10 protein-coding genes are annotated in these 13040 nt (G+C 68.6%); 8 read left to right on the forward strand and 2 right to left on the reverse strand.

Annotated features, from left to right (window positions below):
• Positions 1-8: 8 nt before the first annotated feature.
• The gene (locus ORI60_RS27320) at positions 9-311 is read left to right on the forward strand and encodes a YciI family protein (RefSeq protein ID WP_266040866.1); all 303 of its coding nucleotides are present in this window, start codon (positions 9-11) and stop codon (positions 309-311) included.
• Here the strand turns inward: ORI60_RS27320 and ORI60_RS27325 are convergent.
• Both ORI60_RS27325 and ORI60_RS27330 read right to left on the reverse strand, forming a co-directional pair.
• On the reverse strand, positions 308-910 hold the full coding sequence (locus tag ORI60_RS27325) for a S41 family peptidase (RefSeq protein ID WP_266040867.1): 603 nt from the start codon (positions 908-910) through the stop codon (positions 308-310). The two genes, ORI60_RS27320 and ORI60_RS27325, sit on opposite strands and share 4 nt — an antisense overlap.
• Positions 911-1287: 377 nt before the next feature.
• Positions 1288-1443, reverse strand: coding sequence for a hypothetical protein (locus tag ORI60_RS27330; protein WP_167974072.1), 156 nt, complete (start codon positions 1441-1443; stop codon positions 1288-1290).
• Between the two features lie 166 nt (positions 1444-1609).
• Between ORI60_RS27330 and typA the strand changes: the two genes are divergently transcribed.
• The 7 genes from typA to ORI60_RS27365 all read left to right on the forward strand — a co-directional run bounded on the left by typA (position 1610) and on the right by ORI60_RS27365 (position 13001).
• Positions 1610-3505, forward strand: a complete 1896-nt coding sequence (typA, locus tag ORI60_RS27335) for a translational GTPase TypA (protein ID WP_266040868.1) — start codon at positions 1610-1612, stop codon at positions 3503-3505.
• A gap of 1583 nt (positions 3506-5088) precedes the next feature.
• A complete protein-coding gene (locus tag ORI60_RS27340; protein WP_266040869.1) occupies positions 5089-6750 on the forward strand; it encodes an ABC transporter family substrate-binding protein in 1662 nt (553 codons plus the stop codon).
• Between the two features lie 302 nt (positions 6751-7052).
• Positions 7053-8834, forward strand: coding sequence for an ABC transporter family substrate-binding protein (locus tag ORI60_RS27345; RefSeq protein WP_266040870.1), 1782 nt, complete (start codon positions 7053-7055; stop codon positions 8832-8834).
• Between the two features lie 94 nt (positions 8835-8928).
• Entirely contained in the window at positions 8929-9927 is a 999-nt protein-coding gene (locus tag ORI60_RS27350; RefSeq protein ID WP_266040871.1) for an ABC transporter permease, read from the forward strand.
• Positions 9920-10852 carry an ABC transporter permease gene (locus ORI60_RS27355; protein ID WP_416234497.1) on the forward strand — a complete coding sequence of 311 codons (933 nt, stop codon included), beginning with the start codon at positions 9920-9922 and terminating at the stop codon, positions 10850-10852. Before ORI60_RS27350 ends, ORI60_RS27355 begins: the two co-directional genes overlap by 8 nt.
• Entirely contained in the window at positions 10852-12012 is a 1161-nt protein-coding gene (locus ORI60_RS27360) for an ABC transporter ATP-binding protein (protein WP_266040872.1), read from the forward strand. Before ORI60_RS27355 ends, ORI60_RS27360 begins: the two co-directional genes overlap by 1 nt.
• Positions 12009-13001 (forward strand): ABC transporter ATP-binding protein, encoded by a 993-nt coding sequence (locus ORI60_RS27365; RefSeq protein WP_266040873.1) that lies wholly within the window; start codon positions 12009-12011, stop codon positions 12999-13001. The genes ORI60_RS27360 and ORI60_RS27365 overlap by 4 nt, the downstream gene beginning before the upstream one ends.
• Positions 13002-13040: the final 39 nt, after the last annotated feature.

A 13040-nucleotide genomic window follows, 5' to 3' on the forward strand; every position in this document is an offset into this window, starting at 1 on the left:
GTCAACGCATGTTCATCGTGCTGCTGAAGTACGCCGCGCCACTGGAACAGATCGACTACGCCCTTCCCGACCACCGAGCCTGGGTCGAGAAGCAGTACGAGCGAGGTCTCTTCCTCGCCTCGGGGCGTCAGGTGCCGAGGACGGGCGGCGTGATCATCACGCGGCCCATGCCCCGGGGCAAGCTCGAAGCGCTGCTCGCCACGGACCCGTGGGCCGAGCAGAAACTCGTGACGTACGAGATCTGCGAGTTCGAGGCGACGCGAACGGCGCCCGAGCTGCTGAAGCTGAACGAGGCCGTGCTGCAGCACTAGGCCCGTCCGGCGAGCCACTCGATCGCCGCGTCCAGCGCGTCGTCCGCGTCATTCGTGTCATCCGTGTCGACGAGCGTGTGCGGGGCGATCGGGGTGTTGCCGTACGTCCTCCCGGTGCGGTCGGCCATGAGCGCGGTCGTGATGGCGAGCCGCGCGCCGTCGGGCAGCCCGAACGTCTCGTTCGCCGTCGCGTAGCCGGCTGTCGGCCGGCCGAAGGTCTTGGTGTCCTCCGCGCCCAGGAACGAGATCAGCACGGCCTCTCCGGAACTCGCCGTGCCGCCGTCGACGAGCACCGCCACCGGCTGGTTGCGCGCGGCCGGGACCCGGTGCCACCGGTACGCGGTCCTTGCGCCGTTGTAGACGTGGCCGCGTCTGATGCCCCAGCTCGTCTCGCCGTGGGCGCTGACGAACCTGCCCCGCTCGCCGTCGCCGAGCAGCGGGGCCACCACCGCGAGCATCGGGTGCATGTCACCGCCGCGGTTGCCGCGCAGGTCGACAACCCAACCGGTCGGTCGGCTCCCGATCAGGCCGCGCAGCGCCTTCAGACCGGCGCTGACGTACTTCCTGCCGTTGCGTGAGCTGGTCTCCGGCAGGACCAACCATCCGGTTGTTTCGCCCGACCGTCCGGTTGCTTGGTCCGACCGTCCGGTTGCTTGGTCCGACCGTCCGGTTGCTTGGTCCGACCGTCCGGTTGCTTGGTCCGACCGTCCGGTTGCCTCAAGCAACCGACCGGTTGGAATGGTGGAACGCGGCGCAGAGGCCGCTCGCCGCGCCGTGATCAGGTGGGTGTGCGGGTTGCCGAGCGTGGCGATCACGTGACGGATCGCGTCGTAGGTGTCCTCCGGGACGCGCGCATCGGCGGTCGCGAGGTGAGCTTCGGCACGTAGCGCGGGCCAGTCGGCCGCCGCGCTGTCGATCGAGTGACGCTCGAGGAGGCCCAGAGCCGCCTCGACGTACGCATGGACCCCGGCGGGTCTCAAGCGGCCTTCTTCAGGGCCTTCTTGGCCGCCTTCTCGGCCTTCTTGGCTGCCTTCTTCCTGGCCTTGTCACGTTCCTTGAGCAGGAACGGAACCGGGCAGCGCTTGCACTGGGGCTTCGACCGGCAACACTTCTTCTTGAGCTTTTTGCCCACTGGTTGAACTCCACTCCGACACGTATCGCTAGAGTAGGTGAGGCTCACTTCACTGGCACTCTTGTGTGGTAATGGCGACGCAGCCGGTAGTATCAGCAACGGCCCTGCGCATCGAAGTGTCCGGCGCGAGCCCCTCCAACGCCTTCGAAGCTCATAGGAGTTCTGCGTGCCCACGGCCACCGCGTCTGTCCTTCAGACGCGAACTGACCTGCGAAATGTCGCGATCGTCGCGCACGTCGACCACGGCAAGACCACCTTGGTCGATGCAATGCTGCGCCAGTCCGGCGCGTTCTCCGCGCGTGCCGAGCTCGTCGACCGGGTCATGGACTCGGGCGAGCTCGAGCGGGAGAAGGGAATCACGATCCTCGCCAAGAACACGGCTGTGCGCAGGCACACGCCGGACGGCGACGTGATCATCAACGTGGTCGACACCCCCGGCCACGCCGACTTCGGTGGCGAGGTCGAGCGCGCGCTGTCGATGGTCGACGGCGTCGTGCTGCTGGTCGACGCGTCCGAGGGCCCGCTGCCCCAGACGCGCTTCGTCCTGCGCAAGACCCTCGCGGCCGGCCTGCCGGTGATCCTGCTGGTCAACAAGGTCGACCGCCCCGACGCCCGGATCTCCGAGGTCGTCGAGGAAGCCCACGACCTGCTGCTCGACCTCGCGTCCGAGGTGGGCGCCGACGAGTCCGTGCTGGACCTGCCGGTCGTCTACGCCTCGGCCCGCGCCGGTCGCGCGTCGCTGAACCAGCCCGAGGACGGCGGCCTGCCGGACGAGGAGAACCTGGACGTGCTGTTCCAGGTGCTGCTCGACCGCATCCCCGCTCCTCACGTCGACGTCGACGGCCCGCTGCAGGCGCTCGTCACGAACCTCGACGCCTCGACCTTCCTCGGTCGCATCGCGCTGTGCCGCATCCACCAGGGCACGATGCGCAAGGGTGAGACCGTGGCGTGGTGCCGCGAGGACGGCGAGCCCGTCAAGGTCCGCATCACCGAGCTCCTCATCACCGAGGCGCTGGACCGCGTCCCGGCCGAGTTCGCCCGTGCGGGTGACCTGGTCGCCATCGCCGGCATCGCCGACATCACCATCGGTGACACGCTGGCCGACGCCGAGGCCCCCGAGGCGCTGCCCCGGATCACGGTCGACCAGCCGGCCATCTCGATGACCGTCGGTGTGAACACCTCGCCCCTGGCGGGTCGCAACGGCGGCACCAAGCTCACCGCCCGCGTGCTCAAGGCGCGTCTCGACGCCGAGCTCGTCGGCAACGTGTCGGTGAAGGTCCTGCCGACCGAGCGCCCGGACACCTGGGAGGTGCAGGGCCGCGGCGAGCTGGCGCTGGCCATCCTGGTCGAGCAGATGCGCCGCGAGGGCTTCGAGCTGACCGTGGGCAAGCCCCAGGTCGTCACGCACACCGTCGACGGCAAGGTCCACGAGCCGTTCGAGCGCCTGTCCGTCGACTGCCCCGAGGAGCACCTCGGCGCCGTCACGCAGCTGCTGGCGAACCGCAAGGGCCGCATGGAGAACATGTCGGGCCACGGCACCGGCCGCATCAAGCTCGACTACGTGGTCCCGTCGCGAGGCCTCATCGGCTTCCGCACGGAGTTCCTCACCGAGACCCGCGGCACCGGCATCGCCAACGCCGTCTCCGAGGGCTACGGCCCGTGGGCGGGCGAGATCCGCACCCGCCACAACGGCTCCCTGGTCGCCGACCGCACCGGCTCCATCACCGCCTACGCGATGATCCAGCTGGCCGACCGCGGCACGTTCTTCGTGGAGCCGGGCGCCGACGCCTACGAGGGCATGGTCGTGGGCGAGAACCCGCGCGCCGAGGACCTCGACGTCAACATCACCCGCGAGAAGAAGCTCACGAACATGCGCTCCTCCACGGCGGACGTGATGGAGACCCTGGCCCGCCCCCGCAAGCTCTCGCTGGAGGAGGCGCTGGAGTTCTGCGCCTCCGACGAGTGCGTCGAGGTGGCCCCGGACGTCATCCGCGTCCGCAAGGTGACCCTGGACGCGAACCTCCGCGGCCGCGAGCGTTCCCGCCTCAAGCAGCGCGGCTAGTACCAGCGCTGACGCAACGCCTGACAGGGGCGGGGGGGGCGGGGGCCCGGCCCCCCCCCGGGGGGGGCCGGCCCACGGGCCCGCCCCCCCTTCGTCGTCTCCGGGGGCACGGCGCTGGTCGCGCTGGGGAGTGAGCTGGACCGGGCAGCGCGGGACGGGCGAGCGGTGGTCGGAGCAGGAGTCGGCAGGGATGGTGGGAGCAGCCGGGGTGGGCAGCGCAGCGACGAGGCGAGCGCTTGAGGGCAGGGCCTGGGACGGGGCCGCGCGGATGGTGGGAGCGGTCGGGAGCCGGGTAGCGCCGGGACGAGGCGAGCGGCTCGGCGGGCGGCGTCGAAGGACGAGGTCGGCAGGGGTGGTGGGGGCGGTCGAGGGCCGGGCAGCGCGGGATTGGGCAAGCGCTTGGCAGCGGCGGCCGAAGATGCGGTCGGCAGGGACAGCGGAAGTGGCTGAGGGCCGGGCAGCGCGGGGTTGGGCGAGCGCTCGAGGGTGGGGGCCGATGACGGGGCCGCAGGGATGGTGGTGCGTCCGGAGGTAGGGCAGCGCGGGACCGGGCAAGCGCTTGGCGGCGGCGAAGGACGAGGTCGGCGGGGATGGCGGAAGCGGTCGAGGGCCGGGCAGCGCCGGACGAAGCGAGCGCTTGAGGGCGGGGCCGACGATGAGGCCAGCGATGGCGGGACCGGCCGGAGGCCGGGTCGGGGTGGACTGGCGTCGACCATGAGAGCGGCCAGAAGGCGTGACCCAGGCGTGGCAGTGCAGGGCGGACAAGCGGCGTGCGGGGATGCGGTACGCCGGACGAGGGCGGCAGTGCGGGCAGGGGACGAGCGCCGGACGAGGCGTGACAGGGTGGGCACGGGCGAGTGCGGCGTGCAGGATCGCGCAGGGTGACGGCGGAGCCAAGCCACCCAGCCGCCAACCGCGATGGCGGAGCCGCGCCACCTGCCACCCCACGCAATGGCGAAGCCGAGGCGTCTCTCCAGACGCGAAGGGCAACGGCGGAGCCGAGCCGCCCTGCCGCCCACACCAATGGCGAAGCCGAGGCGTCCCTCCACGCGTGAAGGGCAACGGCGAAGCCGAGTCGCCCTTCCGCCAGCGGCAATGGCGAAGCCGAGGCGTGTGAACCTCTCAGCGCTGGTCAAGCGGTGGTGTCGCAACCCCGACGGCGATTGGGGCTTGACCTTGAGGGGGCGGGATGCTCCCCTCATGGGCACGGCCGGGCGCTTTTCAGCCCGGCCTTTTCCGGCCGTCTAAGCATCCCGCCAGAGGCTCAAGGTCAAGCCCCAATCGCTATCGACGCGAAGCGGCGATGACCCACACCGGCCCGGCACTGCCCGCCCAACCACCCACGCAAGGCGACCAGAGCGCACGGCAGGCGACCACCCCGCTGGAACCGGCGCCAGCCAACGCAAGCCGCCCCACCCAGCCCAACAACTCGCCCCCACCCACCGAACCACTCGACCAGGTGAGCCGTACTACTCACCGGACGAGCAACCCGCCGTCCCCACCACACGTCCCTCACAGTGGCGCGGGTGACAAAACCTGGGTTGCCCGAACGCCACCACCAACCTTCTGGCAATGTGAGGACCATGAGGCGACTCGGGGGAGTGCTTGCTGCTGCCGTCCTGTGCGGCGCAGCTGCGGCGTGCACGAACGCGCCGCCTCCGCCCCTGGTCCCGAAGTCCGAGGCACCTGTCATCACCACCACGGGGCCCAAGGTCACCGAGATCGTGGTCGGCGTGGACGACGTGGCCGGCGGTTACAACCCGCACGCCCTCGCCGCGCAGAGTCCCATCACGACGGCGTTGAGCTCGCTGCTGCTGCCGAGTCCGTTCAGGCCGGGCAACGACGGCGCGCCGCAGCTCGACCGGAATCTGATGGTGAGCGCGAAGGTCACCAAGGCCGAGCCGTTCACAGTCACCTACACGATTCGCAAGGACGCCAGCTGGTCGGACAGCGCTCCGATCGCCGCCGAGGACTTCTACTACCTCTGGCAGCGTATGCGCGCCGAGCCCGGTGTTGTGGATCCGGCGGGTTACCGGCTTGTCAACAACATCAGCGCCCGCGAGGGCGGCAAGGTCGTCGAGGTGACGTTCGGCAAGCCGTTCCCGGGGTGGCGGAGCCTCTTCTCGAACCTGTTGCCCGCGCACCTGCTCAAGGACGCGCCCGGCACGTGGTCGAACGTGCTCGCCACCGGGTTCCCGGCCACTGCCGGGCCCTTCCAGGTGCGCAGCCTCGACGAGCCGCGCGGTGAGGTCGTGCTCGAACGCAGCGACCGGTACTGGGAGGTGCCGACCACGCTCGACCGGGTCGTCATCCGCAGGGCCACGCACAGCGCGATGGCCGAGTCACTGTCCAAAGGCGACAACCAGGCCGCGCTGCTGCGCGCGGACGCGGCGGACGTGAACCTGCTCAAGGGAATCGAGAAGGTCACCACGAAGCCCGTGCCGCGCAACGAGGTCGTGCAGGTGCTGCTGCGGCCGGCGAGTGAGCGGCTCGCGGACGTCAAGACGCGCAAGGCGATCGTTGCCGCGCTCGACCGCGACGCGCTCATCGCTTCCGGGACGCAGAGCGGGCCGAGTGCCTCGTTCCGGGCCGACTCGTACGTGGTGCCGCCCAGCCGTGCCGGGTTCGTGAAGACGATCAACGGGAACACGCTCGACGCGGCGGCGAGTGAGCAGTTGCTGACCGAGGCCGGCTACTCGAAGGCCGGTGCCGAGTGGCAGAAGGCGGGCAAGGCGCTCAAGCTCCGCATCGCCGCGCCGGAGAAGGTCGAGCCGTACGTCGGCATCGCGAACCGGATCAAGGCGCAGCTGAAGGAACGCGGCATCGACTCCGAGGTCGTCACGCCGAACGCCGAGGAGCTCTTCAGCACTCAGCTCACGCAGAAGGACGTCGACATCGCTGTCGTGCCGCGGGTCGACGCGGGGGACACGGCGGCGGCGCTGGCGAGCGAGTTCGGGTGTGCCGGTGAGGCTCCGGACGGGGCGACGCCCAGCCCGCAGAACGCCGCCGGCTTCTGCGACCCGGCGATCCAGGCGGACATCGAGGCCGCGCTGAACGGCAAGGTCCTGGTGTCCGACGTGCTGGCGAGGGTCGAGCCGTTGATCGCCGACCAGGCCGTTTCGGTGCCGTTGTTCCAAGTAGTGGATCTACTTGGTGTGCTTCCCACGGTTTCAGGCGTCGACACCGGGGCACCCCTGGCGGGCGTGCTCAGCGGTGCGCCCGAATGGCGGCGTCTCGACAAGTAGTCGAGGGGTCCGAAAACCGGTTGCGGCCGCCTTTCGCGCGTTGCTACGTTCGGCCGCCGTCGTTGACAGAATTCCGCGTGCCCGGTCAACGAACGCATTCGCCCGGTAATCGGGCCATTGCGGCCTGCTACAACCTGTTTCCATTGGGTCACGATCGCCCTCCCAGGTAGTGACCGCCGCCTCAACGGGTTCTTACCGTGCTGCCCACGATGTGCCGGTTCGGGGCGCGTATGGCACATCACGGTTATGGGCGTGCCGGCCGACCAGGTCACGGCCGCCCAGTGCTAGGAGGGCACGTGTCGATGAGGAGAACCAAAGCACTTCCGGCGATCGCGCTGGTCGCCAGCGCGTCTCTCGTGCTGGGTGCCTGTGGTGGTGGCGGCGGTGGGAGCACCGACGCGAACGGTGGCGACTCCACCATCGCGGAGATGGCTGTCGCGCGCGGTGAGTCCGCGGACGGCTACACCGCGCCGGAGACCAAGCAGAGCGACCAGGTCGTGGTCTCGACGGACAAGGCGTTCACCGCGTACAACAACGCGACCGAGGACGCCAACCAGTCCTACAACACGTTCGCGCTGGTTCTCACGCAGCCGGGTGCGCACATCCTGAACGGCAACAACAAGTACAGCGTCAACAAGGACGTGATGGAGAGCGTCGAGGTCACCTCGAAGTCTCCGCAGGTCGTGACGTGGAAGCTGAAGAAGGGCGTCAGCTGGTCCGACGGCGAGGCCTGGGACTGCGACGACTTCTACATGGCGTGGTTCACGCAGAGCAACTCGTCCAAGAAGGCCGACGGCAGCAAGTACTTCAAGCCGGCCGGCAGCACCGGGTACGACCTGATGACCGGTGAGTGCAAGGACGACCAGACGTTCGTCGGCACCTTCGCCGACCCGTACCCGGACTACATCGGCCTGTTCAACAACGACGTTCTCCCCGCGCACATCCTGGAGAAGAACGCCGGCATCGCCGACATCACCAAGCTGAACAAGGACAGCGCGGCCGCTGACATCCAGAAGGCAGCCGACTTCTGGAACGAGAAGTGGAACGGCTTCACCGCGGCGCTCATGCCGGGTGCGGGCCCCTACGTCCTGACGGCCTTCGAGCCGAACCAGTCGGTGACGCTGGAGCGCAACCCCAAGTGGGTCGGCAAGCCCGGTGGCCCGTCGAAGATCGTCCTCAAGGCCGTCCCGGACCCCGTCGCGCAGGCGCAGGCGCTGGAGAACGGCGAGGTCGCCGTCAACTCCATGGCGCAGCCCGACGCGAACGCCGCGACGAAGCTGAAGGGCCTCAGCGCCCAGGGCGTCACGTTCGGCGCGGGCCCCGGCCTGTCGTTCGAGCACTTCGACATCCAGATGAAGAACCCGGTTCTGTCGAAGGAAGAGATCCGCAAGGCGTTCTTCATGTGCGTCAAGCGCCAGGACATCATCGACAAGCTGATCTCCGAGGTGCAGGCGGACGCGAAGCCGCTCGGCAGCCTGATCTTCTTCCCGAAGGACGAGGGCTACAAGGACCTCTACGCCGAGAAGGCCAAGGGCGACCCGGCCGCGGCGAAGAAGATCCTCAGTGACGCGGGCTGGACGCAGGGTGCCGACGGCGTGTTCGCGAAGGACGGCGTGCGTGCCTCCTTCCGGATCAGCCACACCGACATCCCGCGGCGCAAGCAGACCGTCGAGCTGGTCCAGGGCCAGTGCAAGGAAGCCGGTATCGAGATCAAGGACGACACCGACCCGAACTTCCTCGACGAGCGCGTGAGCCAGGGTGACTACGACGTCGCGCTGTTCGCGTGGTCCGGTGGCCCGACCAAGAGCGACAAGAAGTCGATCTACGAGACGGGCGGTGGCCAGAACTGGCAGAACCTGACCGTCCCGGCCGCGGACGAGGCCTTCAAGTCGGCCGTGTCCCAGACGTCGATCGCGGACTCGCTCAAGTACTTCCAGAAGGCCGACGAGGAGATCTCGAACGCCTACGCGTCGCTCCCGCTCTTCCAGATGCCGAACATGTGGGCGTTCAAGGGGCTCGACCGCGTGTACTTCCAGAGCTACTACGGCGCGCTTTGGAACGCCAACGAGTGGCAGACCAAGTAAATCGCCATAGCTGAAGTGCGCAACGCCTGACCGGGCGGGGCCGGACCACGAGTCCGGCCCCGCCCGAGCCGGGTTGCCCCCTAGGAGCCCCGCCGTGATCCGCTACATCATTCGACGGCTGCTGATCTCCATACCCATCCTGCTGATCGGCAGCTTCGCCTGTTACGTCCTCGTCGCCACCGCCGGAAACCCCTTGGCGGAAATGCGATTCCGGCCTGGCGTCACCGAAGCCGACATCAAGGCCGCCGAGGTCGCCCTCGGCTTGGACAAGCCGGTCTTCATCCGCTACTGGAACTGGCTCACCGACTTCCTGTCCGGTGACTGGGGCCAGAGCATCGCCCTCGGTCAGGCCAAGACCGCTGTCTTCCCGGCCGTCACCGACGCGCTGTGGACCACCGGACGCCTCGTCATCGGCGCCGAACTCCTCGCTCTGACACTGGGAGTCTCGGTCGGCGTGCTCGCCGCCGTGCGCCAGTACTCGATCTTCGACTACCTGGCGACCAGCACCGCGTTCCTCATGTTCTCGATGCCGATCTTCTGCGTCGCGGTCATCGTGAAGAACTACGGCATCCAGTTCAACAACGTCCTGGAGTCGATGGGGCTGGACCGCTGGCTCACCACCGCGGGCCCGCGGCCGGGTGGTTTCACCGGCAGCTTCGGTGAAGTGATCTTCAAGTACACCGGCACGTTCCTGCTGCCGACGGTCGCGCTGATGCTGATCAGCTTCGCCGCCTACAGCCGGTTCGAACGCGCCTCCATGCTGGAGATCCTGCACTCGGACTTCGTGCGCACCGCGCGGGCGAAGGGCATCTCGCAGGGCCGCGTGATCTTCAAGCACGCGTTCCGCAACGCGCTCATCCCGGTGTCCACGCTGTTCTCGCTGAACTTCGGTGCCGTGCTGTCCGGCGCGATCATCACCGAGACCGTGTTCGGCTGGGCCGGCATGGGCACGCTGCTGGTCAACTCCGTGCGGCAGTTCGACCCGCCGATGCTGATGGGCTGGCTCGCCGTCACGGCGACCCTGATCGTGCTGTTCAACCTGATCGCCGACGTCGTGTACGGCATCCTCGACCCTAGGATTCGCCTTGGCTAACATCAACTTGGCGTCCGAGGGCGGCGTGGTGAACAGCGCTCCCGAGTCCGGTTCCCACGAGTTCGACGCCACCAAGACCCGCACGCAGGGCCAGCTCGTCCTGCGGCGCTTCCTGCGCCACCGGCTCGCGATGGTGAGCCTCGGCGTCTTCGTCTTCCTCGTGCTGTTCGCGTTCGTCGGTCCGTTCGTCTGGACCTACGACTACGAGGACGTGACCAGCAAGTCCTACCAGCCGATGAGCGGCACCCACCCGCTCGGCACCACCCAGGTGGGCAAGGACATGCTCGCGCTGCTCATGCGCGGCACGGCCTACTCGCTGCAGATCGCGTTGATCGTGGCCGCGCTGGCGACCGCGATCGGCGTGACGTTCGGTGCCCTGGCGGGATATCTGCGCGGCTTCATCGACACGGTGCTGATGCGCCTCGTCGACCTGCTGCTGATCATCCCGCAGATCGCGGTCGCCGCGATCGTCGTCAAGGGCTTCTCCGGCAGCTGGTACGTCGTCGCGCTGGTGCTCGCCGCGTTCGCGTGGATGTCGATCGCGCGCATCACCCGCGGTGAGACGCTTTCCTTGGCGCAGCGGGAGTTCATCGAGGCGGCGCGGGCGTGTGGCGCCTCGACGCCGCGCATCATCTTCAAGCACCTCGTGCCGAACATGATCGGCAGCATCACGGTCAACGCCACGCTGGCGATCGCCGCCGCGGTGCTGACCGAGGCCGCGCTGTCGTTCCTGGGACTGGGCGTCCAGCCCCCGGACACGTCGCTCGGCGTGATCGTGCTCGAGAACTACGGGCAGTTCATGAACCGGCCGTGGCTGTTCTGGGGCCCGTTCATCGTGCTCGTGTCGCTCTCCTTGGCCGTCAACTTCATCGGTGACGGCCTGCGCGACGCGTTCGACCCGAGGCAGACGAAGGTGCGTGCCTGATGAGTGTTTCCGAACTGACGGAGGACTTCCTGCCCTCCAACACCACCGCGCCGCTGCTCTCGGTCAAGGACCTGTCGGTCACCTTCCCGACCGACGACGGCGACGTCCGCGCCGTGCGCAACGTCTCGTTCGACCTCAACCCCGGCGACGTGCTGGGCATCGTCGGCGAGTCGGGCTCCGGCAAGTCGGTGTCGTCCATGGCGATCATGGGGCTGCTGCCCAAGAACGCCGTCATCGAGGGCTCGATCCGCTATCGCGGTGAGGAGCTGAACGGTCGCACCTACAAGCAGATGCAACCGTTCCGCAGCAAGCACATCTCGATGATCTTCCAGGACCCGATGACGTCGCTGAACCCCGTCTACACCGTGGGGTGGCAGCTCGCCGAGACCTACCGCGCGCACCACGACGTTTCGAAGAAGGCGGCGTGGGCCAAGGCGGTCGAGGCGCTGGAACTGGTCGGCATCCCGCAGCCGGACAAGCGCGCGGCGCAGTACCCGCACGAGTTCTCCGGCGGCATGCGGCAGCGCGTGGTCATCGCGATGGCGATCATCAACGACCCCAGCGTGATCATCGCCGACGAGCCGACCACCGCGCTCGACGTGACGGTGCAGGCGCAGATCCTCGACACCATGCTGCGGCTGCAGGCCGAGACCGACGCGGCGATCGTCATGATCACGCACGACCTCGGCGTGGTCGCGGGCATGGTCAACCGCGTGCAGGTGATGTACGGCGGCACCGTGGTCGAGTCCGGCCCGGTCGACGACGTCTTCGAACGGCCGCGGATGCCCTACACGGTGGGACTTCTGGGTTCGGTCCCGAACCCGGCCACCCTGGGCAAGCGGCTCACCCCGATCAAGGGCGCGCCGCCGTCGCTGGTGAACCTGCCGAGCGGCTGCTCGTTCTCGCCGCGCTGCCCGCTCGTCGCCGACGTGTGCCACGAGTGGGAACCGCTGCTGGAGCAGGCCGGTGCCGCGAACCACACGACGCGGTGCCACCGCTGGGAGCACCTGGCGACGATCGAGACGCCGCAGAGGCTGTTCCTGCACGACGAGATCGGCACGGTGGAGAACCCGGCCGCGTTCGCCGCGGCCAACCCCGACGAGTCGCTCGAAGTGACCGCCGTGCACGGGTCTTTGATCACGGATGAGGAGGCGAAGTGACCGCGCCACTGCTGGAGGTCACCGACCTCGTCAAGGAGTTCCCCGTGCGGGGCAAGGGGATCATCCCGCGCAACACCGGCACGGTGCAGGCCGTGTCCGGGGTGTCGTTCGCGCTGCAGCCCGGTGAGACGCTCGGCCTCGTCGGCGAGTCCGGCTGCGGCAAGTCCACGACCGGGCGCGCGATCCTGCAGCTGCACAAGCCGACCTCGGGCTCGGTGAAGTTCGAGGGCCGCGAGCTGACGACCATGAGCAGCAAGCAGTTGCGGCCGCTGCGCAAGGACATCCAGATCGTCTTCCAGGACCCGTACGCGTCGCTGAACCCCAAGTGGCAGGTCAACGACATCATCGCGGAACCCCTGGTGATCCACGGTGTCGAGGGCGGCGTGCAGCGGCGGGTCAACGAGCTGATGGAGCTCGTGGGCCTGAACCCCGAGCACCGCAGCCGTTACGCGCACGAGTTCTCCGGCGGTCAGCGGCAGCGCATCGGCATCGCCCGTGCCCTGGCGCTGAACCCGCGGTTCCTGGTGCTGGACGAGCCGGTGTCCGCTTTGGACGTCTCGGTGCAGGCCGGTGTCGTGAACCTGTTGGAGGAGCTGCAGGAACGGCTCGGGCTCGCCTACCTGTTCGTCGCGCACGACCTCTCGGTGGTGCGGCACATCTCGGACCGGGTCGCGGTCATGTACCTCGGCAAGATCATCGAGATGGGCGAGCGCGAGGCCATCTACGGCAAGCCGATGCACCCGTACACGCAGGCGTTGCTGTCCGCGGTGCCGATGCCGGACCCGAAGGCGGAGCGCAAGCGCCAGCGGATCGTGCTGACCGGCGACGTGCCGTCGCCGGTCAACCCGCCGTCCGGTTGCCGGTTCCGCACGCGGTGCTGGAAGGCCCAGGACATCTGCGCCACCGAGGAACCGAAGCTGGAAAGGCGTGGTGGGCCGGAAGGAACGTTGTCCGCGTGCCACTTCGCCGAGGAACGCGTGGTCGTCTAGAAGCCGGTCGTCGAGTGGTCGTGGTCGCGGGACGACCAC

The sequence above is a fragment of the Lentzea sp. NEAU-D7 genome (assembly GCF_026242055.1).
In the GTDB taxonomy this organism is placed as follows: Bacteria; Actinomycetota; Actinomycetes; order Mycobacteriales; family Pseudonocardiaceae; genus Lentzea.